This window comes from Hymenobacter mellowenesis, from assembly GCF_030581005.1.
Classification (GTDB): Bacteria; Bacteroidota; Bacteroidia; order Cytophagales; family Hymenobacteraceae; genus Hymenobacter; species Hymenobacter mellowenesis.
In genome coordinates, this window is sequence record NZ_JAUQSX010000020.1 from 43,963 (window position 1) to 70,749 (window position 26,787).

At 61.6% G+C, this 26,787-nt stretch carries 26 protein-coding genes; 14 read left to right on the plus strand and 12 right to left on the minus strand.

Translation table 11 applies throughout. The features are described from left to right. Nucleotides 1–48: 48 nt before the first annotated feature. Nucleotides 49–1,152: an Mrp/NBP35 family ATP-binding protein gene (locus Q5H92_RS25425; protein ID WP_305014392.1), complete on the minus strand. Its 1,104-nt coding sequence runs from the start codon at nt 1,150–1,152 to the stop codon at nt 49–51. 201 nt (nt 1,153–1,353) lie between these two features. Here Q5H92_RS25425 and Q5H92_RS25430 point away from each other — a divergent pair, with 201 nt between their 5' ends. Next, complete coding sequence (locus Q5H92_RS25430) at nt 1,354–1,647, plus strand: hypothetical protein (protein ID WP_305014393.1); 294 nt, start codon at nt 1,354–1,356, stop codon at nt 1,645–1,647. 14 nt (nt 1,648–1,661) lie between these two features. Here Q5H92_RS25430 and Q5H92_RS25435 read toward each other — a convergent pair whose 3' ends face one another. The 3 genes from Q5H92_RS25435 to Q5H92_RS25445 form a co-directional block, all read right to left on the minus strand. Beyond that, nucleotides 1,662–3,512: a glycoside hydrolase family 2 protein gene (locus Q5H92_RS25435; protein WP_305014394.1), complete on the minus strand. Its 1,851-nt coding sequence runs from the start codon at nt 3,510–3,512 to the stop codon at nt 1,662–1,664. 206 nt (nt 3,513–3,718) lie between these two features. Next, a complete protein-coding gene (locus Q5H92_RS25440; protein WP_305014395.1) occupies nt 3,719–4,477 on the minus strand; it encodes a phosphatase PAP2 family protein in 759 nt (252 codons plus the stop codon). 219 nt (nt 4,478–4,696) lie between these two features. Continuing rightward, complete coding sequence (locus Q5H92_RS25445) at nt 4,697–5,974, minus strand: asparagine synthetase B (RefSeq protein WP_305014396.1); 1,278 nt, start codon at nt 5,972–5,974, stop codon at nt 4,697–4,699. A gap of 258 nt (nt 5,975–6,232) precedes the next feature. On the opposite strand from Q5H92_RS25445, the gene Q5H92_RS25450 reads away from it, so the two are divergent. The 3 genes from Q5H92_RS25450 to Q5H92_RS25460 all read left to right on the plus strand — a co-directional run bounded on the left by Q5H92_RS25450 (nt 6,233) and on the right by Q5H92_RS25460 (nt 9,191). Further along, nucleotides 6,233–7,471, plus strand: coding sequence for an ABC transporter permease (locus Q5H92_RS25450; protein ID WP_305014397.1), 1,239 nt, complete (start codon nt 6,233–6,235; stop codon nt 7,469–7,471). 142 nt (nt 7,472–7,613) lie between these two features. After that, nucleotides 7,614–8,336 carry a hypothetical protein gene (locus Q5H92_RS25455; protein ID WP_305014398.1) on the plus strand — a complete coding sequence of 241 codons (723 nt, stop codon included), beginning with the start codon at nt 7,614–7,616 and terminating at the stop codon, nt 8,334–8,336. 45 nt (nt 8,337–8,381) lie between these two features. After that, the gene (locus Q5H92_RS25460) at nt 8,382–9,191 is read left to right on the plus strand and encodes a hypothetical protein (RefSeq protein ID WP_305014399.1); all 810 of its coding nucleotides are present in this window, start codon (nt 8,382–8,384) and stop codon (nt 9,189–9,191) included. A 1-nt stretch (nt 9,192) separates the two neighbouring features. On the opposite strand, the gene mtaB is transcribed toward Q5H92_RS25460, so the two are convergent. Then, nucleotides 9,193–10,527, minus strand: a complete 1,335-nt coding sequence (gene mtaB / locus Q5H92_RS25465) for a tRNA (N(6)-L-threonylcarbamoyladenosine(37)-C(2))-methylthiotransferase MtaB (RefSeq protein ID WP_305014400.1) — start codon at nt 10,525–10,527, stop codon at nt 9,193–9,195. 40 nt (nt 10,528–10,567) lie between these two features. Beyond that, entirely contained in the window at nt 10,568–12,430 is a 1,863-nt protein-coding gene (locus Q5H92_RS25470; protein ID WP_305014401.1) for an LTA synthase family protein, read from the minus strand. 248 nt (nt 12,431–12,678) lie between these two features. Here Q5H92_RS25470 and Q5H92_RS25475 point away from each other — a divergent pair, with 248 nt between their 5' ends. Then, a complete protein-coding gene (locus Q5H92_RS25475) occupies nt 12,679–14,868 on the plus strand; it encodes a glutamine synthetase III family protein (protein ID WP_305014402.1) in 2,190 nt (729 codons plus the stop codon). Between the two features lie 156 nt (nt 14,869–15,024). On the opposite strand, the gene Q5H92_RS25480 is transcribed toward Q5H92_RS25475, so the two are convergent. Further along, nucleotides 15,025–15,561, minus strand: a complete 537-nt coding sequence (locus tag Q5H92_RS25480) for a hypothetical protein (RefSeq protein WP_305014403.1) — start codon at nt 15,559–15,561, stop codon at nt 15,025–15,027. A 200-nt stretch (nt 15,562–15,761) separates the two neighbouring features. Between Q5H92_RS25480 and Q5H92_RS25485 the strand changes: the two genes are divergently transcribed. The 3 genes from Q5H92_RS25485 (at nt 15,762) to Q5H92_RS25495 (ending at nt 18,170) form a co-directional block, all read left to right on the plus strand. After that, on the plus strand, nt 15,762–16,127 hold the full coding sequence (locus tag Q5H92_RS25485) for a hypothetical protein (protein ID WP_305014404.1): 366 nt from the start codon (nt 15,762–15,764) through the stop codon (nt 16,125–16,127). Between the two features lie 35 nt (nt 16,128–16,162). After that, nucleotides 16,163–17,086, plus strand: coding sequence for a PAS domain-containing protein (locus Q5H92_RS25490; protein WP_305014405.1), 924 nt, complete (start codon nt 16,163–16,165; stop codon nt 17,084–17,086). 109 nt (nt 17,087–17,195) lie between these two features. Beyond that, nucleotides 17,196–18,170, plus strand: coding sequence for an NAD(P)H-quinone oxidoreductase (locus tag Q5H92_RS25495; RefSeq protein ID WP_305014406.1), 975 nt, complete (start codon nt 17,196–17,198; stop codon nt 18,168–18,170). A 133-nt stretch (nt 18,171–18,303) separates the two neighbouring features. Here Q5H92_RS25495 and Q5H92_RS25500 read toward each other — a convergent pair whose 3' ends face one another. Both Q5H92_RS25500 and Q5H92_RS25505 read right to left on the minus strand, forming a co-directional pair. After that, nucleotides 18,304–18,912 carry a thioredoxin family protein gene (locus Q5H92_RS25500; RefSeq protein ID WP_305014407.1) on the minus strand — a complete coding sequence of 203 codons (609 nt, stop codon included), beginning with the start codon at nt 18,910–18,912 and terminating at the stop codon, nt 18,304–18,306. A 161-nt stretch (nt 18,913–19,073) separates the two neighbouring features. After that, complete coding sequence (locus Q5H92_RS25505; protein ID WP_305014408.1) at nt 19,074–19,562, minus strand: TlpA disulfide reductase family protein; 489 nt, start codon at nt 19,560–19,562, stop codon at nt 19,074–19,076. A 36-nt stretch (nt 19,563–19,598) separates the two neighbouring features. Here Q5H92_RS25505 and Q5H92_RS25510 point away from each other — a divergent pair, with 36 nt between their 5' ends. The 3 genes from Q5H92_RS25510 to Q5H92_RS25520 are packed head-to-tail and all read left to right on the plus strand — an operon-like array spanning nt 19,599 to nt 22,107. Beyond that, a complete protein-coding gene (locus Q5H92_RS25510) occupies nt 19,599–19,823 on the plus strand; it encodes a hypothetical protein (protein ID WP_305014409.1) in 225 nt (74 codons plus the stop codon). Then, nucleotides 19,820–21,808 (plus strand): (E)-4-hydroxy-3-methylbut-2-enyl-diphosphate synthase, encoded by a 1,989-nt coding sequence (gene ispG, locus Q5H92_RS25515; protein ID WP_305014410.1) that lies wholly within the window; start codon nt 19,820–19,822, stop codon nt 21,806–21,808. Before Q5H92_RS25510 ends, ispG begins: the two co-directional genes overlap by 4 nt. Nucleotides 21,809–21,828: 20 nt before the next feature. Continuing rightward, complete coding sequence (locus Q5H92_RS25520) at nt 21,829–22,107, plus strand: hypothetical protein (protein WP_305014411.1); 279 nt, start codon at nt 21,829–21,831, stop codon at nt 22,105–22,107. Nucleotides 22,108–22,131: 24 nt separating this feature from the next. Here the strand turns inward: Q5H92_RS25520 and Q5H92_RS25525 are convergent, their stop codons facing one another. The 3 genes from Q5H92_RS25525 to Q5H92_RS25535 all read right to left on the minus strand — a co-directional run bounded on the left by Q5H92_RS25525 (nt 22,132) and on the right by Q5H92_RS25535 (nt 25,173). After that, entirely contained in the window at nt 22,132–22,659 is a 528-nt protein-coding gene (locus tag Q5H92_RS25525) for a protein kinase family protein (protein WP_305014412.1), read from the minus strand. Nucleotides 22,660–22,703: 44 nt separating this feature from the next. Next, entirely contained in the window at nt 22,704–24,605 is a 1,902-nt protein-coding gene (locus Q5H92_RS25530) for a T9SS type B sorting domain-containing protein (protein WP_305014413.1), read from the minus strand. Between the two features lie 97 nt (nt 24,606–24,702). Further along, nucleotides 24,703–25,173 carry a nuclear transport factor 2 family protein gene (locus Q5H92_RS25535; protein ID WP_305014414.1) on the minus strand — a complete coding sequence of 157 codons (471 nt, stop codon included), beginning with the start codon at nt 25,171–25,173 and terminating at the stop codon, nt 24,703–24,705. A 110-nt stretch (nt 25,174–25,283) separates the two neighbouring features. Between Q5H92_RS25535 and Q5H92_RS25540 the strand changes: the two genes are divergently transcribed. The 3 genes from Q5H92_RS25540 to Q5H92_RS25550 all read left to right on the plus strand — a co-directional run bounded on the left by Q5H92_RS25540 (nt 25,284) and on the right by Q5H92_RS25550 (nt 26,691). Next, nucleotides 25,284–26,012, plus strand: a complete 729-nt coding sequence (locus Q5H92_RS25540; protein WP_305014415.1) for a phytanoyl-CoA dioxygenase family protein — start codon at nt 25,284–25,286, stop codon at nt 26,010–26,012. Between the two features lie 140 nt (nt 26,013–26,152). After that, a complete protein-coding gene (locus Q5H92_RS25545; RefSeq protein ID WP_305014416.1) occupies nt 26,153–26,341 on the plus strand; it encodes a DUF6728 family protein in 189 nt (62 codons plus the stop codon). After that, nucleotides 26,341–26,691, plus strand: coding sequence for an MmcQ/YjbR family DNA-binding protein (locus Q5H92_RS25550; protein WP_305014417.1), 351 nt, complete (start codon nt 26,341–26,343; stop codon nt 26,689–26,691). Before Q5H92_RS25545 ends, Q5H92_RS25550 begins: the two co-directional genes overlap by 1 nt. Nucleotides 26,692–26,787 lie beyond the last annotated feature (96 nt).

Consider the following 26,787-nt stretch of genomic DNA (forward strand, 5'->3'; position numbering starts at 1 on the left):
AGCGGATGGTCGAAGGCAAGGGTGGGGGTTGCGTTTTCCACGGGTAGGTTAGGGGTTCATCTGCACGACGGCCGTTTTGGGCGCCACGTTGTTGCGGATACTGACTTGCCGGGCCACGGCTTCGGCCAAATCGGCGAAAAGCATGCCCACGGCGGATTTCGGGTCGAGCACAGCCGGCTGGCCCTGGTCGCCGTTTTCGCGGATGCTTTGCACCAGCGGCAGCTGGCCCAGCAGCGGCACGTCGTGCTGCGTGGCGAGGCGCTGGCCACCGCCTTCGCCAAAAATAAAGTACTTGCTTTCGGGCAGCTCGGCCGGCGTAAACCAAGCCATGTTTTCTACCACGCCCAGCACTGGCACGTTGATTTGCGGCTGCCGGAACATCTGCAAACCCTTCTGCGCATCGGCCAGCGCCACTTTCTGCGGCGTGGTCACGATGACGGCGCCGGTCACAGGGACCGTCTGCACCAGGGTGAGGTGGATGTCGGACGTGCCGGGCGGCAGGTCAAGTAGCAGGTAATCCAGCTCGCCCCAATCCACTTCCGTGATGAACTGCTTGAGGGCCGACGAAGCCATCGGCCCGCGCCACACAATGGCCGATTCGGCCGGTGCCAGGAAACCGATGCTCATCAGCTTTACGCCGTATTTCTCGATGGGCTGAATGAGGTTCTTGCCGTTCGGACCCTGAAAAACGTGCGGGGCCTCGTTCTCCACGTTGAACATGACGGGCATGCTCGGGCCGGAAATGTCAGCATCAACCAGGCCCACTTTGGCGCCGGTGGCGGCCAGGGCTACGGCCAGGTTGGCCGTTACGGTGCTTTTGCCCACGCCGCCTTTGCCCGAGGCAATGGCGATAATGTTTTTCACGCCGGGCAATAGGTCGCCGCGGTTGTGGCGGCCGGTGGTCACGCGCGAGGTCATGGTAATCACCACGTTGGCTTCCTTGTTCACCATCGTGTGGATGGCACGCTCGCAGGCGTCGTGAATGAGCTGCTTGAGCGGGCAGGCGGGTGTGGTGAGCACCACGGTAAACGCGACAGTGAGGCCGGTTATTTCGATGTTCTCAATCATGTTGAGCGTGACGAGGTCCTGGCCCAGGTCGGGCTCTTCCACGTAGCTCAGGGCTTTGAGAACGGCTTCTTTAGTAATGGTCATGGGGCAGGCTAAGCGCCGGAGAGGCGGAATGCAAAGATAACCCCGGAAGCGGCGGGCCGGTTCGAGCCCGCTGAAAATGCGGTTTTAACAGGAATGAAAAGACCTTCGAGCGGTGAATTTTTTTGATGAGGATTTGATGAATTACCCCCATATTTACCAACTCACGCCTTCCCAAAATATTACGCTTACCACCTCTTTGCTATGTCAAACCTCGACCATGCATTTCGTGCCACCAATGTAGAAGTATGCGGCTTTTCCGAGAGCTCCGACCACGATGAGGCCATTGTTCTGGTGAAGCTTGTGGTGCCCCGTGCCGCCAAAGTCTTTGTGCGGCATCAGCCACTCGAAACCGCCCGCCTACAGGTGCGGCCCGCCTCGATGAGCAGCACCGTGCGAAGCTCAGCCCTCATCAATTTGCAAATAAGCAGCACCGCTCAACCTACCGACTGGTCGACCACGGCCACGCTGAAAGTGCCATCCGTGCGCCCCGCCTGAAACGTGCGGGGAGCTTAATCCAGCCGCTCCATCAGCCGCGAGGCCAGCAGGCCGGCGGGCACGCTGAGTTCGCCGGTATGCGGGTCGATGAGGCCGTTGCGCTCGTCTTCGATGTTGGTGGCTTGGGTGTACACATCGCCGGCAATGGGGCGCTGGCGCAGTTCCTGCTTGAAGGCGCGGATGCTATTGGTGCGGGCTTCGGCGTCGGCGGGTCCGCCGTAGTCGGAGAAGCCGAAGCCGCCCCACTCGCTCACCACCAGCGGCACCTGACGGCGATAGAAGAACGGGTCGCCCACCACGAGCGGGAAGGCGGCGGTGCCCTCCATCTCGCCGCCCACCAGCCGGTCAAGCAGCTCTTTCCACCGCTCCAAGTCGGGCGTGTAGAGGTGGGCTGTGAGCAGGTCTGATTTCAGGCGACCGGTATACGACACGTGGTGCCAGCCGTCATTGTCCACCACTAGAAACTGCGGGTAGGCAATTTGCATGAACTGGTAGGTTTCGATGATGTACTTCCGGGTTTCGGGGTTAGTGGCAATGTCTTGGGCGCCCCAGTCCTCATTGTAGAGGCTCCAGATGATGATGCTGGGGTGCGTTTCGCTCAGCGTGACGAGGCGCAGCAGCTCGGCGCGATGGTTTTCGCGGCTGCGCGCAGTGGAGCTGTGCGGGCTGGGCACTTCCACCCACAGCAACAGGCCCAGCTCGTCGGCCAGGTTGTAGATGCGCGGGTCGACGCCCGCGATGTGCACGCGTACCAAGTTGCAGCCCAGCGCCTTCATGGCGTGCATATGGCGCTGCATCTCTTCCAGCGTGGCCGTGCCCGGCTGGTAGAGAATGCCGTCGAGGTAAGTCGGCTGGTTATTCAAGTACACAAACCGCCCGCGTGACTCCACCTTGCGCAGCCCAAACAGCGTTTCGATGGGCGCGGCGTAGCCGTCGTGGTCGATGAGCTGGGCCACCAAGCGGTAGCGGTTCGGGGCCTCGGGGCTCCACAACTCGGCGCCGGGCACTTCCAGCACCACGCGCTGCTGCCACTGCCCGGGCTCCAGGTGCACCGGAAAATCCGACGAGGCCAGGGGCGTGGTGCGGTCGGTGGTGGTGGGGTCGAACACCTGCAGGCGGATGACATAGTCGCCTGCGTCGTGAATACGCAACGTAAGGTTGAAGCGCACCAGCTGGTCCTCCACCACGCTCACCACGCCCACGCGGGAGCGCAGGCGGTTGCGCTCCACGGTTTCGAGCCACACGCTGCGCACGGCCCCGGTGTAGGTCTGGTACCAGATGCCGCCGCGCTTGTACACGTGCGATTCCTGCTTGCCGCGCGGGGTTTCGGCATCCATCGTGTCCACGATGCGGACAGTAAGGCGGTTCACTAGGTGCAGGTTTTCCGCATCCAGCTCGTAGCTGAACGAGGTGTACTCGCCATAATGCACCTCTTCGCCCTCGATGGTTTTCAGTAGCTTACCGTTCAGCCACACCCGCGTCTCGTAGCCGCAGGCCCCAAATGTGAGCTGAATGAGCGAGCGGGGCTGAGGCTCGGCTATTTCGGGCAGGGTGAACTCGCGCTCGTACCACACCACGATTTTGTCGTGCCAGGTGGCGCCGTCGTGCTGGCCGCGCACCTCGGCCAGGTGGGCTTCCACCGAGCCGGGCCACTGGGCCTTGTGGGCGTAGGTGTGCTCCAAGGCCCAATCTTCCTCCAGCCCTTTGTCCTCTACATCATGGGCGAAGCTCCACTCCCCGTCGAGCAGCACGTGGCTGTTCATGCGCAGCACGGCGCGGGGCAGCGGGTTGCTAAACTCTTCGGTGGGTTCTTCCTCGGGCCGGCTGGCCGAAAGCGAGTAGTTGGATTGATTCAGGTCCTCCATGCGGGCAGGGGTTGGGGCGCCGCATGATGGCGCGGGGCCGGTTTGTACCTGCTAACGGGCTTCGGAGTCGGAATGATGCAAAAAGAACATCCTGCTGAGGGCGGTCGAAGCATCTCGCGTGCAAAAGCATATCCTACGATTGGATTACTTCAGCACGCGAGATGCTTCGACCGCCCTCAGCAGGACGTTCCAGAAAAATCGTTCTCCTACAGCTGTACGCCCATGGCAAAACCCGCTCCACCGGCCGGGGTGTAGCTGGGCACCAGCAGCAGTTTGTGGGCCACTTTCTGCGGCAGCAGCTTGGTAAGGGCCGGGTAGGCGTGCCACACCGTTTCGGCCGAGAGAAAGCCGATGGCCGCGCCGGCGAATACATCGGTCACCCAGTGCTTGTTGCCCATCACGCGCATGGCGCCGGTGGCGGTGGCTACCGCGTAGCCGCTCACGCTCAGCCAGGGGTACTGGCGGCCGTACTGCTCGTGCAGCAGCGTGGCCGTGAGGAAGGCTTGTGAGGTATGCGACGACGGGAAAGAGCTCAAATCCTGCGGGTTGTAGGGACGAGGTTCGGCGGTGTAGCGCTTGAGGTGGCTCACCACGCCTTCGTCCAGCTCGTGGGCTACCAGGTAAATTAGAGTGAAGCCCACGGCGGTGCGCTCGCCTTTGTGGCCGGTGGCCATCATGCCGTAGGCCATGGCCAAAGGCACGTGGCGGGTGTAATCATCAACGCCGTAAGAATTGAAGCCGCGAAACAGCTCCTGCGTTTCGGCCTGCAGGTCCTGCTTGGCCTGGCACATGGTCTGGTTGATTTTGGGGCTGTGGGCCAGCACGCCCACCCCAATCAGCACCGACGGCACGGCTACGCGCAGCAAAGCGGCCTTTTTGGTGCCGGCCAGGGAATGGGGCCGGACGGCGGCCGTGTCGGCCAGGGCCGCGCTGGTTGTTTGAGCCTGAACCTGAGCGACCGGCAAACCGGCCAAAAGCAGTAGAAGCAAGCGCAACCGAATCAGCATAAAGGCGGGATTCAAATGTGGAATCTAAAATTAGCCAGAGCTAAGCCGGAATGGCATAAAAAACGGTGAGCGGCAGGCTTTTCCCAGCCAACGGCTGCCGGCGGCGGACCAGCAGCATGGGCCATAAAAAAAGCCTCCCCGGGGCAAGGGAAGCTTTTCGTGATAATTGGGGCCGGCTTAGGTTTTCTGCTTCTTCTTTTTGGCCGCCGGGAACAGGATGTTGTTCAGAATGAGGCGATAACCGGGCGAGTTGGGGTGCAGGGCCAGGTCGGTAGGCTCTTCGCCCACGAGGTGCTGGTAGTCCTCGGGGTCGTGGCCGCCGTAGAACGTCCAGGTGCCCTTGCCCAGGCTGCCGTGGATGTAGCGGGCCTCGCCGGTTTGCTTGGTGTCGCCCATCACCACCACGTCGGACTTGATGAGGCTTTTGCGGAAAGCCGTGGTCTGGCCCATGAAGCCGTGGATGGTTTTCTCGTGGTTCTGGGTGAGCATAGTGGGCACCGGGTCGTACTTGGCCGAGTAGGTGAAGAGCTGGAAGTAGTCGTTCTGTTCGCCTAATCCCCGCTCGCGAGGGTCCATGTCGATGTTGGAGTATTCGTACTGAAGGGGGTTGCGCTCCAGCTGGAAATTCTGGAAGGCCAGGCAGCGGTTGAAGTTGAGCTTCGACTGCGCGGCCGGGTCTGCCGGGTCGCCGTCGTACATGCTTTCCACCATGTCGATGCCCAGGCCGGCCAGGGCAATGTCGTAGGAGTCCGTAGCCGAGCACATGGCGAACAGGAAACCGCCGCCGGCGATGAATTCCTGCATTTTGGTGGCCACGGCGCCCTTCATCACACTCACTTTGTTGAAGCCGTTGCGCTTGGCGGCGGCTTCGGCGTCGCGCACCTGCTGCTGGTACCAGGGGTAGTTGCGGTAAGTAGCGTAGAACTTGCCGTACTCGCCCGTGAAATCCTCGTGGTGCAGGTGCAGCCAGTCGTACTTCGGCAGTTCGCCCTTCAGCACTTCGTCGTCATACAGCTGGGTGTAGGGGATTTCGGCGTAGGTGAGCACCATGGTCACGGCGTCGTCCCAGGGCTGTTTGCCTTTGGGCGTGTACACCGCAATTTTCGGCACCTTCTCCAGCTTCATCACGTCCATGTTGGCGTTGGGGTCGGCTATTTCCTGCAGAATGCCGGTGTACTGCGCCTCGCTGATGACCTGGAACGTGACGCCGCGCACGGCCAGCTCGTTCTCGGCCGCCGAGCTGGTTTCGAAGGCGAAGGAGCCGCCCCGGTAGTTCAGCAGCCAGTCGACGGGCACCTCGCGCTGGAGCAGCCAGAAGGCCACGCCGTAGGCTTTGAGGCACTCTTTCTGGGTGTTATCCATCGGGATGAACACGTGGTTGGCGCGGGCGGCCAGCGGCGCGGCCAGGCCAGCGCCGGTTATCAGCAGAAATAAGAGAAAACGCTTGAAGAGCATAGGATTTTAGCAAAAGAAACCTGCCGAAGCAACGAGGTTGCGGCGGCGGTGGTTCAAGTTAAGCGCCGGCCGCCGAACTTTGGGCGTTGCTGTTGCCAGCGGTGAGCTTTTGGCTCGCCTGTTATCCCAAGCTCCGCCTGTCATCCTGAGCGCAGCGAAGGACCTTATCTGGTTAGAACAACCGTCGTTCGAGCGTGATAAGGTCCTTCGCTGCGCTCAGGATGACAGATGCCCAACACCTACTGCAAAAAAATCGCCATGAGCCCTTTCGAAAACGTCCGCGAAGCCTTTCGCTCCATCCGCGCCAATTTGCTGCGCACCGTCCTCACGGCCCTCATTCTGAGCATTGGGCTGTTTGCGCTGGTGGGCATCCTTACCAGCATCGACGCGATGAAGAATTCGCTTTCGGAAACCTTTGCCAGCTTGGGCGCCAACTCGTTTGAGCTGCACGCCAAGGGGTACACCAACCGCTTCCGGCGCGGCGGGGTGCAGGGCAAGCAGTACCCGCCCATCGACTTCCTGCAGGCCAAGCTCTACAAGAAAGCCATGGGCGATGAGGCGCAGGTGGGCGTGTCGGCCTTCATCTCGGGCGCCACCGAAATGAAAGCCAACGGCATCAAAACCAACCCCAACATGCAGATTATCGCGGGGGACGAGAATTACCTGAAAATTCAGGGCTACAACCTCACCGAAGGCCGCACCTTCTCGCAAACCGAGCTCAACAGCGGCGCCAACGTGCTGATTGTGGGCGACGAAATCAAGCAGAAGCTGTTTCCCAAGCAAAGCCCCATTGGCCAGTACGTGTCGGCCATGGGCCGGCGCTTCCTGATTGTGGGCTTGCTGGAGAAAAGCGGCGGCAGCATGGGCGGCGGCGGGGCCGACCGCCTGGCCCTATTGCCCCTCGAAACCGGCAACCAGATGCCCCGCCAGCGCGCCCTCACCTACGACATCAAAACCGCCACCGACAAGCCCGGCACCCTGGCCTTCGTAATGGGCCAGGCCACGGGCAAGATGCGCGCCGTGCGCCACGACCGCCTGGGCCAGGAAGACAGCTTCACGGTGGAAAGCAGCGAGTCGCTGGCCGCCGATTTGGAATCCATTTCGGGCAAAGTGAAGGCCGGCGGCAGCGTCATGGCCTTCATCACGCTGCTGGGCGCCAGCATTGCCCTGATGAACATCATGCTGGTGTCCGTCACGGAGCGGACGCGTGAAATCGGCATTCGCAAGGCGCTGGGGGCCACGGCCGTGCAAATCCGGCAGCAGTTTCTCATTGAGGCCATCGTGATTTGCCTGCTGGGCGGCACGCTGGGCATCGTGCTGGGCGTGCTGGGCGGCAACGGCGTGGCCAAGCTCATCGGCTCCGAGTCGTTTTACGTGCCGTGGGGCTGGATGATGCTGGGCCTGATTATCTGCGTAGGCGTAGGGCTGTCGTCGGGCTATTACCCGGCCAGCAAGGCGGCGGCGCTTGACCCGATTGATTCGCTGCGCTACGAGTAGGGCAGGGGAAATGCTCGGTAAATGGCTGTTGAGCGGTGGGCTGCTAGCCGGGGCGATGCCTGGCATGGCGCAAGCGGTAGCAAGTGCGACGAAGGCGCGCATTGTCACAGTAACGGAAGGCCGGGAACCTTACCGTTTCGAAGTGCCGCAGGTGCAACTCGCCGATGCTGCCGTGGCAACGCGCATCAACCGCCGCATTATGGAACTGGTGATGAACGGGGAAACCAACCCGAGGCTGACCGTGCGCCAGCAGCTGCGGCAGGCTGAGCGCGCGTGTTGCTACGACGCGGAAGGCGGCCGTGGCTGGAAGACGACCGGACAGGGCCTGACGGGCTGCGACTATGAGGTGCTGCTGAATCAGCAAGGCTTGCTGTCGCTGAAGTATTTGCAGGAATTCACAGGCGCCTATCCGTGGGAACAGGCCCTGCACGTCACCTTCGACTTGCGCACCGGCCGCCAGCTGGCCTTGGCCGACCTCGTGACCGACCCGCCCGCGCAACTGACGCGCCGGATGCACGGCGCCATCAGCCGCCGCTTCGGCGAGGCCCTGGCCGAGATGCGCAATGAGGCGGACTCAGCGGATATCGCATTCGTCGCCGAGCGATTCTGCTGGGACTGGGCCGCCAAACGGGTGCGGTTCGAGAGTGACTCTGGTCCTGTTGAGGCCGACCGCGCATCGGAACCTAATTTGGAAAGCTTCGCCCTCACGCCAACCGAGCTGCGGTTGTATTACGAGCGGATGCTGCCGCACGTCATTCTGAATTACGAGCCCGAAACCACTTACCATTTTTCCTACGCCCGGGTGCAGCCGCGCGGGCTGCTGCTGCCAGTGGCTGCCCGGGCCCGGCAGGTGAAGCCGAAATAAGGAGAACTGAATGTTATACATTTGCGCAAACCTCATTTGTGCAATATGGTGGCCATTCCCGCTTCCGAAACCATTGACCGACGCTTCGCTGAACTCATTCAGCAGTTTGGGCTCACCAAAAACAGCTTTGCCATTTCGCTGGGTAAAACGGCCAGCGTGGTTCAGCACCTCATCGACGGCCGTAATAAACCTGGTTACGACCTGCTGTGCAAAGTTTTTGAGGTCTACCCAAATGTCTCAAGAGACTGGCTCTTGCTCGGCCGCGGCCCCATGCTGGTGGGCGGCGAGCCCATTGCCCGGCCTGCGCCGCGCCCTGCGGCCACTGCCCCCGAGCCACCGCTGGAACCCATCGACCGCTCGGAATTTGAAGCCCGCACGCCGCGCCGCGCAGGCCCCGGCGTAGCCGGCTCCCGGCTGCAACCGGACGAAATCAACGCCACGCTCGCCCTCGCCAACGCTGCCCAGCAGCCCGCCCGCCCCGCCGCACCCGAGTTGCAGTGGTTTGCGCACACTCCGCCGGTGGAAGAATCCCCTGCGACCGCTCAAGCACCTGTTGCCCCCGAAACCAAAGCGGCTCCGGCGCCTGAGTTCCACGCTCCCGTAGCTCCCCCGGCACCAACGCCCATTCCGGCGCCGGCCGTGGAGCCGAAAGCCGCCGTTGCGGCTGCCGCGCAAGTGCTGGCTCCTCCTGCTCCCGCACCCGCGGCAAATCCCGAACTTTACATCTCTGCCGCGCTGCACGCCCAGCACCTGCAGCACCAGCTGGCCCTGGCCGAAATGCGCAACCAGCACCTGCTGGAGCAGCAACAAATGCTGCGCGAGATGCTGGCCATGGCCCGGCAGGCCATGGTTTAGGTCAGGCGAAAATGCCCACTTCCTCAGCCTCCATCAGCCCATTGGCATTCACGGCGGTGAGGCGCAGGGCCTTCATCTCGCCCACCAGCAGCGGGTCATACTTGGCGGCCACGCGGATGTAGTTGGGCGTAAAGCCTTCCATCTGGCCGTTGGTCACGTCATCCTCGAATAGCACGTCGGTTTCCAGGCCCAGGTGCTGCTCGTAGAAATAGCGCTTTTTCTTTTCCGAAAGGCTACGGAGTTGCGTCATGCGCTCATGGCGCACCCGGTCCTGCACGCGGCCGGGCAGGCTGGGCGCCAGCGTATCGGGCCGCTCCGAGTAGGGGAATACGTGCAAGTAGGAGATGGGGAGCTCGTTCAGGAAATTGTAGGTGTCGAGGAAGTCGGCCTCGGTTTCGCCCGGAAAGCCCACAATCACATCGACCCCAATGCAGGCATGCGGCATCAGTTCCTTGATGCGAGCCACGCGCTGGGCGTAGAGCGCGCGGCGGTATCGGCGGCGCATCAGGCCCAGAATCTTGTCTGAACCGCTCTGCAGCGGGATGTGGAAGTGCGGCATAAACCGCTCCGACGCGGCCACGGTGGTCAGAATTTCATCCGTCAGCAAATTCGGCTCGCAGCTGCTGATGCGGAACCGGCGGATGCCGCTCACCTCATCCAACGCCTGCACGAGTTGTGTAAAATCTTCGCGGCGCTCGCGCTCGGGGCCCTGCAGGCCGAAGTCGCCGAGGTTAACGCCGGTGAGCACAATTTCCTTCACGCCGGTCTCGGCCATCTTCTCCACGCGCTCCACTACGCTGGCCACGCTGCCCGAGCGGCTGCCGCCCCGCGCCAACGGAATGGTGCAGAACGAGCAGGAGTAGTCGCAGCCGTCCTGCACTTTGAGGAAGGTGCGGGTGCGGTCGCCAAACGAGTGGGCGGCCACAAACTCGGTGGCTTCCGAGATGGGGGAGGCATGCACCGCGCCCGGCTGGCCAGCGGCTGGCTTCTTGAAATCAGCCAGAATATCGACCAGTTGAAATTTCTCGGCCGCGCCGAGCACAGCACTCACGCCCGGAATGGTGGCAATTTCCTGCGGCTTGAGCTGGGCGTAGCAGCCCACGATGGCCACAAAGGCATCAGGGTTGTGCTTGAGGGCCTGCTGCACCACCTTCCGGCACTTGCGGTCGGCGTGGTCGGTCACGGAGCAGGTGTTGATAACGTATAGGTCGGCCCCGGCTTCAAAGGCAATTTTCTGGAAGCCTTTCTCCTCAAACTGCCGGCCGATGGCCGACGTTTCGGAGAAGTTCAGCTTGCAGCCGAGGGTATAAAAGGCAACGGATTGGGGGGTAGGCATAGTCCCGCAAAGGTACGGCCGGGGGCCAGAACGACGTAGCCTAACGCCGGGCAAAGTCCTGCATGGACAGCTGCTCCAGCGCTTCGGCGAGTTCCACCTGGGCATCGGGCACGGTGCCGTCGCGCTCCCAAGTGTGGCGGCTCACGTTGTCGTAGGTCACAATGCCGGCCGGCGAAACGGCTCCGAAACCATCATTATAAGTATAAAAAGCAAACGGAACGGCGTGTGGCGCCAGCAGGTCGCGGCTCCATACGTAGGTGTTGGCCGGCAATTGCAGCTGGTGCAGCAGCGTGGCCGCCACATCGGTTTGCGAGCCGATGGTGCTCACCACACGCCCGCGGCTTTCGGGCCGGATGGCGCCGCCGGCCAGCAGCAGCGGAATGTGAAATTTCTTCGGGCTCTGGTTGGTCGAATTGCCCGGCAAGGTGTGGCCGTGGTCGGCCACGAGCACCAGCAGGGTGTTGGCGTACCACGGCTGCTTTTTCGCGGCTTGCAGGAATTTCCCCAGCGTGTAATCCGTGTAAAAAACCGAGTTGCGAAACTGAGCTACTTCCGTTGCGCCGGGAAACCGGGTTTTCATCGGCACATCAAATGGCTCGTGGCTGCTCAGGGTGAAGGCCGTCACGAAAAACGGCTGCCGCTGCTGGTTCAGGTCGGCCAGTATGCGGTTGAACAGCACGCCATCGTGGGCGCCCCACTTCGAGTTTTGTTCCGAGGTGGCAAAATCGGCCCGCTCGGTGAGGTGCTCGTACCCGGCCGTTTGCAGGTAGCTTTTCATGTTGGCAAACGCCAGCTCGCCGCCGTAGTAGTAGCGCGAGCTGTAGCCCGCCGTAGCCAGCGTGCGGCACAGGTGCGGCAGGTTCTCCGTCTTGCGCGGAAACTTGATGATGCTCGTCGTCGGCTGGTTGGGGTAGCCCGACAGCAGCGCCACCAGCCCTTTCTGGCTGCGGTCGCCGGCCGCATAGACGTTATTGAACAGCACCCCCGTGCGGGCCAGGCTGTCCAGGTTAGGCGTCACGCCCTTTTCGCCGCCCACGCTGCCCACCAGCTTGGCAGTAAAGCTCTCCAGAATAATAAACAGCACGTTCGGCCGCGTGGTCGTCAGCACCGACACGGCCGAATCGGCAGGAGCCGGCGCACCCACGGCCAACGGGTAGAGGCCGGCCACCAGCCGCCGGGCCGTGCTATCGGCCATAAAGGGCGCCAGGGGTTTCTCCTCGGCTCGCAGCACCAGCGCACTCATAAAATTCCAGGGCGCGTTCAGGGCCGCGTGGTTGGCGAAGGGCGTGCGCGAAAAATACACGTCGCTTTGGTTCACCGGAATCTGCTGGGTGCCGCCGCGCAGGGGCACCACCAGCAGCGCCGTGTAGAGCAGGCTGGCCAGCGCCGCCCGCCCGCGCCCAAACCACGCCGGCAGCGCCGGCAGCCGGCCCACCACCCCTCGATAAAGCCACCAGCCACCCAGGCAAAGCCCCACCAGCAGCGCCAGCAGCAACCCCACCGGCGCACTGCCCGCCGAAGCCGCCATCTCCGCCGGAGAACTCAGGTACTGTAGCGGCGTGTCGTCGAGGCGGAAACCCCAGGCGCGGTACAGCTCCAAATCAACCACTGTCATCAGCGCCAGCAGACCCCCAATCAACCCTGTATAAGCCGCAAGCAACCCCCGCAGGGGCAGTTTGGGAAAGAGGCTGCCCACTGCTATTAATAGAAAAGGCAACAAGCTGATGTAAGCCGCCGCCGAAGCATCCAGCCGCAACCCGTACCCGAACGTGGCCGCCAGCGTGCTCATCGAAAGCTGGGAAGCAGCGGCGTGCTCATAGCCTAAAAACAAAGCCCGGCCCAGCCCAAAAAAAAGCAGCCAGAACAAAAAGTAGCGCGGCTGAAACGCAAAGCGGTTTTTCACCCCGCAAAGATAACCCCAGACCCAGCCTAGCCTTGAAAATTGGAGCTCAACCTAACGAGGTGGTTTTCTTTGAAAAAAGAGCAGGTGGTGGTGTATGGAAAAGGGCAAAGGGCAGGAAAATCCGTTTCATTTTAGAAATCACCCCAAAAAATTAGGGGTATGCACGGCCAAAATTGATTCTTTCTTTATCTTTGCCTCAGAATTTACAACTCATCCAGTCAATAATCCCCCCGTCGGTTCTCTCTTTTATGGCCACCCTTCGCTTCAAAGCCCTCGAACTCGTCAACCAGCGCCGCCCCATTACCGTGGTGCCCGCTGCCGCCCGCCGCTCCGATAGCTACGGGCAAAGCGTGTTCAACCTCGAAGCCATGCGGGCCACCATGCCCGGTGACTACTTCAAGAAGCTGCAGGCCGCCATCAAGCAAGGTGCCACCGTGGAGCGCAACGTGGCCGACGCCGTGGCTTCGGCCATGAAAACCTGGGCCATGGCCAAGGGCGCTACCCACTACACCCACTGGTTCCAACCCCTGACCGGCGCCACCGCCGAAAAGCACGACTCCTTCTTCGACCTCAACTCCGACGGGCGGCCGATTGAAAACTTCAAGGGCTCGGCCCTCGTGCAGCAGGAGCCCGACGCCTCGTCGTTCCCCAACGGCGGCATCCGCAACACCTTCGAGGCCCGCGGTTACACCGCCTGGGACCCCACCTCGCCCGCTTTCATCATCGAAACCGTGGGCGCTAAAACGCTGTGTATCCCCACCATTTTCGTGGCCTACACCGGCGAGGCGCTCGACTACAAAGCCCCGCTGCTGAAGTCGCTGGGCGTGCTGGAAAAGGCGGCCGTGGAGGTTTGCCAGTACTTCGACAAAGACGTGAACCGCGTGAACACCACGCTGGGCATCGAGCAGGAGTACTTCCTGGTTGACAAGGCCTTGTACGACGCCCGCCCCGACCTTGTGATGACCGGCCGCACCCTGTTCGGCCACACCCCGGCCAAGGGCCAGCAGCTCGACGACCATTACTTCGGCTCGATTCCCGCCCGCGTGCACGGCTTCATGCTGGAGTTTGAGGAAGAAGCCAACCTGCTCGGCATCCCGCTGCGCACCCGTCACAACGAGGTGGCCCCCAACCAGTTTGAGTGTGCCCCCACCTTCGAGGACGCCAACCTGGCCGTGGACCACAACCAGCTGCTGATGGACGTGATGGACCGTGTAGCCGAGCGCCACAACTTCAAAGTGCTGCTGCACGAGAAGCCCTTCGCCGGCGTGAACGGCAGCGGCAAGCACAACAACTGGGCCATGAGCACCGACACCGGCGTGAACCTGCTCGCCCCCGGCCGCCGCCCCAAGGAAAACCTGCAATTCCTGGCCTTCCTCATCACCACCATTAAAGCGGTGCACCGCTACGCCGATTTGATGCGCGCCAGCATTGCCTCGGCCTCGAACGACCACCGCTTGGGCGCCAACGAAGCCCCGCCGGCCATCATGTCGGTGTTCCTGGGCTCGATGCTGGACTCGGTGCTCGAAGAGCTGGAGCGCACGGCTAAACTACCGCTCGACAAAGGCGACAACATTTACCTCAAGCTGGGCATCGACAAGATTCCGCCCATCCTGCTCGACAACACCGACCGCAACCGCACCTCGCCCTTTGCCTTCACCGGCAACAAGTTCGAGCTGCGCGCCGTGGGCTCGTCGGCCAATTGCTCCTCGGCCATGACAGTGCTCAATACCATCGTCGCCGACCAGCTCATCGACTTCAAAACGGCCGTCGATGCCCTCATCGAGCAAGGCAAGAAGAAGGAAGTGGCCATTGTGGAAGTGCTACGCGAGTACGTCATCTCCTCGAAAAACATTCGTTTTGAGGGCAATGGCTACTCCGACGAGTGGAAGGAAGAAGCCGCCCGCCGCGGCTTGAGCAACATCCCGACCACGCCGCAGGCCCTCGATGCGCTGGTGCGCGAAGACGCCGAGGAACTTTTTGCCCGCCACGGCATCTTCTCCCGCGTGGAGCTCCATGCCCGCCACGAGATTTTGCTCGAGGAGTACATGAAGAAAATCCAGATTGAAAGCCGCGTGATGGGCGACCTGGCCATCAACCATATCATCCCGACTGCGTTACAGTACCAAACCAAGCTGATTGACAACGTGCGCGGCCTGCGCGAACTGGGCCTCGACGATGAGCACAGCCAGGTGACGGTGGAGATGATTAAGGCCATCTCGCGCCACGTATCGACCATTAAAACCAATGCCGACGCTATGACGGAGGCACGCAAGCAAGCCAATAAAATCGCAGACGGCCGCGAAATCGCCGTGACCTACTGCGAACAGGTTAAACCGAAATTCGACCCCATCCGCCGCGCCGTTGACAAGCTCGAGCAGATGGTGGCCGACGAGGACTGGCCGCTGGTGAAGTACCGCGAACTGTTGTTCAGCCGGTAGTTCCTAGCGGACGGAATCGGGTCCGGTGTTGGGTGGGAATTCTCGCCGCGCCCCGGTTTTTAAAGAGGTGTCTCCGTGAGGCGCCTTTTTTTGGCCGTCGGCCGCAAACGATTGCGGGTGTAAGTATTGGACTGATACGGCGGCTGACGGGTTTGGTTACTTCGTGGTTTTGGCAGGAGCGGAGGGGCCCAGCAGCAACGGTAACCGCGGGGTGTGCGTGTCCCGGTCATCGTCCAGCACTTCGACGCTGCTGCCGGGGTCGGGCACGAGCATGCGCCATGTGGCGCTACGAAGCTCGTCGAGCTTGTCGAGGGCGTCGCTGATGGTGGGGTTGGCCTTGAGCTTGTCGAACAAGCCGCTTTTGTTGCCGGCCACAATCAGCTTCTCGATGACGAAGGGCAGCACCCAGCCCACTACATTGGAGGCCAGCGCACCGCGCAAGCCCAGCCGCAAGAGCAGGCGGGTGGTCATTTGTTCCAACAGCAACACGCGGGCAGCGGGCAGGGCCTTGTCGGCTAGGAAGTCAGCCACCAGCTTTAGATTACCTTTTTCGACCTCGGCACGCAGCACGTCCTGCACGCTGTCGAGCGCCCGGGCGGCCAGCTGACGAAACAAGCGGCCCGTTTGCCAGGCCGCGAGGCCTGTGACGCGGGCCGCGCCCAGGATTGCGGGAAGAAAGCGAGGTTTTTTCATTCGAATAAGCCCACGGGGGGCTGCAGATTTAATTTGTCGGGTAGGAACGCAGTAAGGAGAAATTGGGTTAGGCCCGGCAGTGAGCAAAGAAGTGTGCTTAATTAAAAAACAATTAAAAGCACGCCCGAGGCTGTCAGATTAATAACCTGAGGCCGTATTGCTTGTTAAGTTGTGGCCGAAAAGGCACGTTATTCTTCGATATGTCAGACTTGCTGCTGGATATAAATTTACAACAGTCACCGGACGAGTATTTTGGCGGTGAGTGGCAGGTGGCCAACCGCGTGCTGAACCACAACGACCCCGGTAGTCCGCTGGCGCAGGCCGCCAAGCTAGTGTTGGCTCCGGGCCAACTCGAAGCCAAGCCGATTCCGCCCGGACCCAGCCAGACCGGCCAGTGGGCGGTGATGCGCGACGAAATCCTGAATCGCCCGTACCTGAATTTTGAGCTGCCGAACGAGGCCACGCGCGCGTTGGTGACGCGCCTGCGCCGTTCGGCCGACGGCCTGCACAGCCAGCTGAATCTGTATTTTGCGTCGGGCATGGAAATGCAGCTCGACCGCGCCTGATTGTTTGTTTCCGAACCTTAATTTCTTGTTTGTTCGTGAGTACTTCGCCTTCCGTCAATCCATTGCCCGCTGAGGCGCTGCCAATTGGCGCGGCCCAGGGCCAGGTAGGGCCCGAGCAGTTTACGTTTCTGGCCGACATGATTCCGCAGCTGGTCTGGATAACGGACCCGACGGGATTCCACACCTACTTCAACCAGCGCTGGATTGATTACACCGGCTACGACCTGGCCGACAGCGTGGGCCCCGACATGTGGAACAACCTGCTGCACCCCGACGACCAAACGCGCGCCCGCCAGGTGTGGGGGCACTCGCTGGCCACCGGCGACGACTACGAAATCGAGTACCGCTTCAAGGGCCGCGACGGCCAGTACCGCTGGTTTCTGGGCCAGGCGCGGCCCCGGCGCGACGAGGGCGGCCGCATCATTGCCTGGTTTGGCACCTGCACCGACATTCAGGACCAGAAACAGGCCCAGCATGCCCAGCAGGAGCGCGAAGAAGAGTTTACCACCTTGGCCGACAACATGGCCCAGCTGGCTTGGATGACGCGGCCCGACGGCTACATCTACTGGTACAACCGGCGCTGGTATGACTACACCGGCACCACGCTGGAGGAGATGCAGGGCTGGGGCTGGGACAAAGTACATCACCCCGATTACATCAACGGCGTGGTGGAATTCGTGTCGAAGGCTTGGACCGTCGGCGAGCCCTTTGAGCTGACCTTTCCCTTGCGCGGCAAAGACGGGCAGTACCGCTGGTTTCTGACCCGCGCCGAGCCCATCCGCAACGAAAAGGGCGAGCTGGTGCGCTGGCTGGGCACCAACACCGACATCACCGCCATGCGCGAGTTGCAGCAGCAGCTCGAAACGGCTTATTCCGACCTCGAAGCCAAGGTAATGTTCCGCAACCTGGATTTGGAGCGCGAAGTGAAGCAGTTGCGCGAGGCCGCCGCTGGCAAATAGGATTGGCAGGATAAGGATAGTTCAAAACGGCTCTTCGGAGCCGTTTTGCGTTAGTAGCGGTACGGTTGATTTTTGTTGCCCTGCTTCGCGTCCCATTTTCTGTTTCCATATGAATGCCATCATTATTCAGCAACCCGGCGGACCAGACGTGCTCCGGTTGCGAGAAATGTCCCAGCCGTCGCCAGCGGCCCACGAAGTATTAATCCGCGTCAACGCCGCCGGCGTGAACCGGCCCGATGTGCTGATGCGCCAGGGTAAATATGCCGGCAGCGGCGACGTGGCCGGCCTGGTGCCCGGCCTGGAAATAGCCGGCACCGTGGCCGCCTGCGGGGCCGAGGTGACGCGCTGGCAGCGCGGCGATGCCGTGTGCGCGCTGCTGCCCGCCGGCGGCTATGCCGATTATGCGGTAGTGGATGCCCGCCACTGCCTGCCCGTACCGGCCGGGCTGAGCATGGTGGAAGCCGCGGCCCTGCCCGAAACCGTGTTTACGGTGTGGCACAACGTGTTTCAACGCGGGGCGCTGCAGCCGGGCGAAACGCTGCTGGTGCATGGCGGCAGCAGCGGCATTGGCACCACGGCAATTCAGCTGGCGCGGGCGCTGGGCAGCCGCGTGGCCATCACGGCCGGCGACGACGCCAAATGCTCGGCCTGCCGGGAGCTGGGAGCTGATTGGGCCATCAACTACAAAACCGAGGATTTCGAGCAGGTGCTGAACGACGAGGGCGTTGACGTGATTTTGGACATGATTGGCGGCGACTACATCGCCAAAAATCTGCGCCTGTTAAAAGAAGACGGCCGGCTGGTTTTCGTGAATGCCATGCAGGGCGGCAAGGGTGAATTCAATGCGCTGGAAGTGATGAGGCGCCGGCTGAGCATCACGGGCAGCACGCTGCGGCCGCGCTCAGCCGAGTTCAAGGCGGCCTTGGCGGCGGCTGTGGAGCAGCATGTATGGCCGTTGATTGCGGCGGGGAAATTCCGGCCGGTTATTTATAAGACGTTTCCGCTGGCGGAAGCGGCGGCTGCGCACGAATTGATGGAGAGCAGTGCGCACATTGGAAAGATTGTGCTTGAAGTGACGCAATAGAGGACAAAATAAGAACGTCATGTCGAGCTTGCCGAGACATCTCGCGTGCCGCAGTAATCAAATTACTATAGCACGCGAGATGTCTCGGCAAGCTCGACATGACGTTCTTTTAACCTAAATCAAGCGCGCCAGCCTACGCCCGCTTCCATTTGATGGTGCAGCCGATGGCCTTGGTCGAGTTGGTGGTAGCGGGCTTGCCGGCCAGAATTTCGGTCATGGCGTTTTCCACGTACTTGGTTTTCACCAGCTTGGCATCTTCGGAATTATCATCGATGGCGCCGATGTAGCTCACCACGAATTCGTTGCCCTGCCGGGTGAGGACGTAGAGGTGGGGCGTGCGGGTGGCACCATAGGTTTTGGCCACCTGCTGCGACTCATCAACCAGGTAAGGAAAGGCGTACTTCTTTTTCTGCATGTCGGCGTAGGAGTCGCCGGGGGCTACGGCCGGGTCGTTGGGGTTGATGGCCACCACGGGGTAGCCTTTGGGAGCGTATTTGGTGTTGAGGTCGACAATGCGGCTTTCGTAGGCTTTGGCGAAGGGGCAGGTGTTGCAGGTGAACACCACGATGTAGCCTTTGGCGGCCTTGTTATCGGCCAGAGTCACCATTTTGCCGTCGATGTTTTTGAGCTTGAAATCGGTGGCTTTGTCGCCCACTTTGTAGCCGTCGGCGGTGGGGCGGGCGATGAAGCTGCTCAGCAGCAGGACGAAACAGAAGCTGATATACGGCAGGAGCTTTTTCATGAGATTCGAGAAACGGGTTGTAAAAAGTGGTATTTGGTGGCTATGCAGTCGAGCAGGTGCCCTTGTCATTCCGACGCAGGAGGAATCTGAGAAAGCTACTTCGAATAATTTTCTCAGATTCCTCCTGCGTCGGAATGACAAGGGCACCTGCCTAAAAATAGCTATTTCAGGAATTTCTGCAACGCGGCAGTCAGCTGGGTCTGCGAAAGCTCCTGCTCAAAAGTAGCACGCTGCTTGGTTTTGTTGTTGATGATGAGCGTGAAAGGAAGCGCGCCCGACCACTTGGCGTCCAGCTTGTCCATCCACGAGTTGGGGTCGGGCTCGTTGAGCAGCACCACTTCCGATTTCAGGCCCCGCTGCTTCACGAAGGGCTTCACCTTTTTATCGAGCTGCGACGCGTAGTCCATGCTCACCAGAAGCACCTTCACTTTCTTGCCGGCATTGGCGGCGCGTAGTTGCTCAAAGGCAGGTAGTTCCTTTATACATGGGGCGCACCAGGTGGCCCAGAAGTTCACCACGTAGGTGGTATCGGTAGGCCGCGCCAGGCGCTTCTGCAGCTCCGGAAACTTGATGACGGCGACGTTTTGGGCGAAAGCCGGGGCGGCGAATAGCAGGCTGAAGCTGAGAAGTAGCGGTTTGGGAAGTGGCATGTGTAATAAAGGTGAACGGCGTAGAGACGCAATATTTTGCGTCTCGTCGTTGCTGATGTTGTTGTGACTGCGCAGGCGGCGGGGTTCTGGTCGTTCAACGACGAGACGCAAAATATTGCGTCTCTACATCGTTCAAAAACACAGGCCAATCCACAGACAGCAAAGCCCGACCAGAAGTTGCGGCCCGCAGCCGCGCCGAACGGCTTTACCTTTGTGCTACGGCGCAACTTTCGCCTTCCGACCGTAGTTTTTGGCTCATGAACAAAACGTATTGCCCCAGCCTCACCGAATACAAGCGCCGTGTGTCGCGCGTGGTCAACATTGGCGGCTTGCCGATGGGCGGCGACTACCCCATCCGGGTGCAAAGCATGACCACCGTGGACACGATGGACACAATGGGCTCGGTGGAGCAGACGCTGCGCATGGTGGCGGCCGGCTGCGAATACGTCCGCATCACCGCGCCCAGCATGAAGGAGGCCCAGAACCTGCTGGAAATCAAGAAGGAGTTGCGCAAGCGCGGCTGCAACGTGCCGCTCATCGCCGACATTCACTTCACGCCCAACGCTGCCGAGCTGGCCGCCCGCATCGTGGAGAAAGTGCGGGTGAACCCCGGCAACTATGCCGATAAAAAGAAGTTCGAGGAGATTGAGTACACCGACGCCACCTACGCGGCCGAGGTGGAGCGCATCCGCGAGCGGTTCCGGCCGCTGGTGCAGATATGCAAGCAGCACGGCACCGCCATGCGCATTGGCACCAACCACGGCTCGCTGAGCGACCGGATTCTGAGTCGATATGGTGATACTCCATTAGGCATGGTGGAGTCGGCGCTGGAGTTTTTGCGCCTGTGCGAGGAGGAAAACTACTACGACGTGGTGCTGAGCATGAAGGCCAGCAACACCCAGGTGATGGTGCAGGCCTACCGCCTGCTGGTGCAGAAGCTTGACGAAGAAGGCCTGCAGCCCTACCCGCTGCATTTGGGCGTGACCGAAGCTGGCGAGGCCGAAGACGGCCGCATCAAGAGCGCCGTGGGCATCGGCACGCTGCTCGAAGACGGCCTCGGCGACACCGTGCGCGTGAGTCTCACCGAAGCGCCCGAGGCTGAGGCGCCCGTGGCGCGCATGCTCATTGACCGTTACACGGGGCGCGCCGCCACGGCCCGGCTCATTAAGCCGCTGGAGGGGGAGGTGCCGATAAATCCGTTCCAGTACCACCGCCGCGTCACGCATGAGGTGGGCAATTTCGGGGGGCTGAACGTGCCGCGCGTCATCACCAGCACGGCGCGGCTGCCCCGCGTGGAGTACGCCGACCTGCGCGCCGTGGGCCACCTCTACTCGCCGTTTCTGGACAAATTTCAGATGGCCGACCACGGGGCCGACTACATTTTCAGCGGTGAGCGGCCGGTGCCGTTTATGCTGCCCAACGGCCTCAAGGAAATCGTGACCTACCCGGCCTGGCGCGACGCCGGCAGCCGCCCGCACCACTTCCCGGTGATGACGGCCAGCAGCTACGTGGAAGACGGCCCGCGCCACCCCGAGCTCAACTTCCTGTTGCTCAGCCTCGACGCGTTGGACGCGCCCATGCTGCACCGCCTGCGCCACGACCGCGCCGTGGTACTGGTGCTGCACACCACCAATGCCCACGCCATGCCGGAGCTGCGCCGGGCCTTCTTCGAGCTGATAAATCACGACATCACCTGCCCGGTGGTCATCGCCCGCTCTTTCCCCGACCAAGCATTGGAGCAAACCCAGCTGTTCGCGGCCACCGACGTGGGTGGCCTGCTCATTGATGGCCTCGGCGACGGCGTGGTGCTGGGCGTGGAACTGCTCAGCAACCGCTCGCACGAGGAATGGCTCGATACGGTGAGCGGCCTCAACCAGCTCAGTTTCGGCATCCTGCAGGCGGCCCGCACCCGCATGAGCAAAACCGAATACATCAGCTGCCCCAGCTGCGGCCGCACCCTGTTCGACCTGCAGGAAACCACGGCCATGATTCGCAAGCGCACCGACCACCTCAAGGGCATCAAAATCGGCATCATGGGCTGCATCGTGAACGGCCCCGGCGAAATGGCCGACGCCGACTACGGCTACGTGGGCGTGGGCAAGGGCAAAATCGCCCTCTACCGCGGCCAAGAAGTCATCAAGAAAGCCGTGCCCGAAGAAGCCGCCGTGGATGAACTCATCGAACTCATGCGCGAGGACGGCCGCTGGATTGAAAAAGAGTTGTTGGAGGAGCCGGTGGGGGTGTAACTTCTCTTTACTACTTTAAGATGCTTGACTTCAGTTTCATCAATGACGAACTGCCTATCCATAGCCGACAATTAAGCTATGCTGGTGGTATTGAGTATGAAGAGTTTGAAAAAGCTCAAGAATTAAAAGTTATTGAAAATCACCTTGATTACTATGGGAAATTTCGTTGGTCAAGTCAGCAAGTGAAGCAGAAAAACAACATCCTGGTACCGGCTATTATAAGTCTGATTCCAAATTTAGCTTCCATTCTAAAGCAAGCTTTAGCTGGTGATTTTGGCTTGGTTGCTTTCGGCGATTGATTTTGATAAGAGGTAATTGATTTTTTATCGTCCTAAAAAAAATACCCGAAACAATTCCAACTCCTCCAGTTCCTGCTGCACGTAGGCCCGAAAAAACGACTCACCCACCTGCCGCTGCAACACGGAAATGCCCACGTCAATCAGGCGCAGGCCCTGCTGGGTGAGCAGGATGTTGTCGTACCCGTCGCCGGGCAGGTTGGAGGGGCGCAGCAGGTCGCGGTGAACGAAGCCGGCCGCGTGCAGCGCCCGTAATTCGTCGGCGAAAACGTCGAACCAGATTTCCCGCATTTCCACTTCATAAGCGCGAAAATCAATGGGGTAGATGCGCTCCATAACCAGCATGTCGGCGCTCAGCGCTTCGTTGGTTTCCAAGCGGAGGAATTTGACAACCAAGCCATTCACCTCGTTGGCGAAGCGCATCTTTTCGGCTTCGGAGCCAATATCCGAACGGGTGTCGTCGCTGAACAGCTTGCCGACTTCGGTTTCGGAAAGGGCGATGGCGGCGTTGTTGGCACCGCGCGAAAGTTGCCGGGGGTAGCGTTTGGGTTCCATGGAGGCGCGGGGTTGGGTTCGGCCAAAAGTAAGGCTAGCGGCCCCTAACGCACCAATTCTACCCAGCCTTTGAGCACGGTGGGGCAATCGGCCACGCGCACCAGGTAGTAATACACGCCCGAGGGCAGCGCGCCGCCGTCCCAGTCGTGGGCGTAGCGGTCGGCGGCGTATACCTGCGCGCCCCATCGGTTGTACACCTCCAGGCGGGCCGCCCCGGCGGGGATGCCCAGCAGGCGAAAGGTTTCGTTGTGCCCGTCGGCGTTGGGGGTGAAAATGTTGGGCACCAGCAGCGGGCTGATGCTGACCGGCGCCGTGGCGGCCAGGGGGCAGCCCGCCGCGTTGAGGCCGCGCAGCTGCACGGTGTACGTGCCGGGCCGGGCGTATTGGTGGCGCGGCTCTGCGGTGGCCGGGGTGCCGTCGCCGAAGTCCCAGCGGTAGTCGCTGCCTTCGGCCGAAGCCCGGAAGGCGATTTCCTGCCCCACCCACGGCCGGCAGCCGTCGGTGCTGATGCTGACGGCCGTGGGGGCAAGCACCGTCACGCTCACGGGCACGGTGTGCACGGTGCCCCCGACGCTGGTGGCCGTTACCAGGTAGGCGGTGGAGCTGGCGGGACGGGCCCACACCGTGGCGCTGCTGGCGCTGCTCAGGCCGGTGGCGGGCGTCCAGCGGTAGGTTTCGGGGCCCTGGGCGCCGGCGGGCAGCTGGATGCGGACCGAGTCGCCCTGGCAGAGGGTGTAGCGCAAGGCCTCGGCCAGCACGTTGCCGTTCGCGTCGGCGAAGACGTTGCAGCCCTGGGAGGTGGTGGCCGGGGTCAGAAAAGCGTTCAGGAACATGCGCTGGCCGTTCACGTCGTTTTCGGTGGTGCCGTTGTACTGGTGGCCGCCCAGGTAAAAAACCAGCCCGCCGCGCCCGGTGTAGTGGTCCGACACGCTGGCTTCGATGACTTCGTCGGAAGAGCCGGCCAGCTGGCTCTGGGCGTGGCCGCCGTTGTGAAACGCGCTGCCCCCGGCCCGCCGCCAGTTGGTGACGCTGCCCCCCAGCACCGAGGCCTTGAACTCGCCCTCGAACTGCGTGAAGGGCTGGTCGGGGGCGGGGTAGCGGCGGGCGGTGTTGTCGCGCACGTCCGCATCCACCACGCCCCCGCTGGTTTGGAAGCGGCCGTTGGCGTAGTTCTCGTAGGTAACTACGGCTTCGCACTCGGCCAGGAAATTGCCGCCCCGCTCCACAAACCGCCGCAACGCCTCCACCACGCCGCCGGCCGTGTTGGTCGAGTGGGGTTCCGAGGCGAAGGTGTAGCAATCCAGTTGGCTGTCCAGGTTGATGGCCGTTTGGGTCACGTAGTTTTCCTGGGCGCGCAGCGTGTTGCCGCCGTTGTTGCCGCCGATGCCTGCCAGCTGCATGTAGCCCTGATGGATGGCCGCATTGCCGCCGTCGTTGAGAATGGCCGCCACCGGCCGCTGGTTGAGCACGTAGCGCACCTCCACGGCCGTCGCGGCTTGGAGCGCGTAAAGCTGCACGCCGGTGTTGTGGGCGGCGTTGTAGGCGGCGGCCAGCGCCCGCACCCGGGCCGTATCGGGGGGCAGCACCAGCAGCGGCCCCGCCCGAAAGGTGCGCGCGGCGGCCGGCAGGCTGGCCGCGCGGGGCACCACCCGCGTGGCCAGGGCCGTGAAATCGGCGTCGTCTTTGGCCTTGCCCGCGCGCATCACCCAGCGTAGCGGTACTTTGTTGTTGAGCAAATGCACGGCCAGCCCGTAGGCTTTCAGGTTGAAGGCGCCGCCCGTGCTTTGCCAGGTGTTGTCCATGGCCAGTACCAGCGTGCCCGCCGGGGCCGTTACCGCCGTGGAAGTGCCCGGGGGTAGGTCGGGGTTCTGGGCCTGGGCCGGGCTGGTCAGCCGGACCAAGCCCAACGCGCTAAAAACCAGGTGTCGGAGCGTAACGGAGCGCATAAGCCGGGGGCGGAGTGGCCGCTTGATGAGGCCAGCAAGTATCACCCGGCTTGTTAAGAGGACCTGAAGCGGAAATTAATTTTTCTTTAGGTTGACGCTATTTACATTTCTCCTTGCGCCGCGTGTCGATGATGTGCGCGATTTTCCAGCCATCGGCCAGCTTCACCAGCTGGAACGAGTCGTAGCCGCAATGACTGAATTTGCTACCGAGGTAAAACTCGTAGGGCGTCCACACGCTGGCCAGGCCGGCATCGATGAGCACGCGCTCGAACGTCACCCGCTCGTCCCAGACGGCGGGGTGGGGCGTGCCCACGGCTTTGAGAAAGCCGTTGATGGATTCGATTTCCAGCGTGGGCGGCTGCCCGGGCTTGCCGCCGAAACCGTGGAACACGGCCGCCGGGGCCAGTGTGCGGCGCACGGCGGTGCTGTCGCCGCGCCGCATGCCATCGAAAAAGGCAGTGACGGTTTGCTGCACGGCTTGCGTTTCGGAAGCAGCGGTTTGGGCTTTGGCGGCGGGCGCGGCGGCCAGCAGGCCGCTGAGCAGGAGGAAAGTAGCGGATTTATTCATGGGGGAGGGGTTGGGGTATAGGTCCGGCGCAATCGAACAATTCCAAAGGCACGCCGCCCAAGCGCAGGTTGCGCCGCCGGTGACGAGGGAGAATGTAGCTTTGCGCGCCTATGGAAACAGCCGTTCTCAGTGGCCCGGTGGCCGCGCAATTTGCCGCGGAAGGATTTGCGGTGCTGCCCGATTTCTACGCGCCTGCCGATGTATCTGCCCTGCTACACGCGGTAGAAAGCTCGGCGGGCAGCGGCCCCAATTTCCGGCGCAGCCAGGAGGTGTTTGCCATTCGGGAGTTACTGAAGGAAATACCAAGTCTGTGGCCGCTGCTGGAAACGCCCGCTTTGCGCGAGCTGCTGGCCGGGTTGTTTCCGGCGGGCTGCCAGCTGGTGAAAGCCATTTATTTCGACAAGCCCGCCGGCTCGAACTGGCTCGTGGCCTGGCACCAGGACTTGATGATAAACGTGGACCAGCGCGCCGACCTACCCGGTTTCGGCCCCTGGACCAGCAAAGCCGAAGGCGTATCGGTGCAGCCGCCGGTGGCGGTGCTGGAAAACGTGGCTACCCTGCGCATCCACCTCGATGACTGCGACGCCACCAACGGCGCGCTGAAAGTGGTGCCTGGCTCGCACCGGCACGGCGTAGTGCCGGCCGCCGCTATTGCTGGCTTCACGCCGGACGCCACAGTTTGCGCCGTGCCGGCCGGCGGCATGATGCTGATGAAGCCGCTGCTGCTGCACGCCTCCAACCGCAGCACCAGCAACCGGCCGCGCCGGGTAATGCACCTGGAGTTTGCTTCGGCGGAACTGCCAGATGGGTTGGCCTGGCGTGAAGGGCGTCTATTGTAGCGCATGCTTCAGCTTGCGCCTGGTCGCGCAACGACCATAAGATATCTCAGCGATACACAAGCTAAAGCATGTGCTACAGGTACAGCAAATCTTTCTGGCGCGCCCGGTGTTATCTTAGCTACTCCCAAACCTGCTCTGATATGAACGGCAAGAACCTCTTCAACTTCGGTCCCGTGCTCGGCTATTATTTCCGCAAGCACGACCCCAACCGCAAGTCCAACTTCAACATGAAGACTATGCACTTCATCAATAAGTTGAGCCTGGCGATGTTTCTGATTTGCCTGGTCGTGATGTTCGTGCGCTACATTCTGCCCGCTCTCACGCGCTAATGAACATCGAGGATTTCCGCGACTACTGCCTGCTGAAGCCCGGCGTGACCGAGGAAACGCCCTTCGGCCCCAGCACGCTGGTGTTCAAAGTCGGCGGCAAAGTTTTCGCCCTGACCGATATTGACACCTTCGGCAGCATCAACTTGAAATGTGACCCCGAGCGCGCCGAGGAGTTGCGCGAGGCCCACGACTACGTGCTGCCCGGCTACCACATGAACAAGAAGCACTGGAACACGGTGCTCATCGGCACGGGTGCCCCGGAAAACCAATTGCGCGAGTTGATTGACCACTCGTATGAGTTGGTGCGGGCATCATTGCCCAAGGCCGTAAAAGCGGCGTTAAAACTGTAGCTTGGACTCTGCGAGTCCGAGCTACGGTGCTTACTGCCCGACCAGAAAAACGGCATTCCCAAACATCAGCTTGCCGCCCTGCCAGAAGGCGCGGAA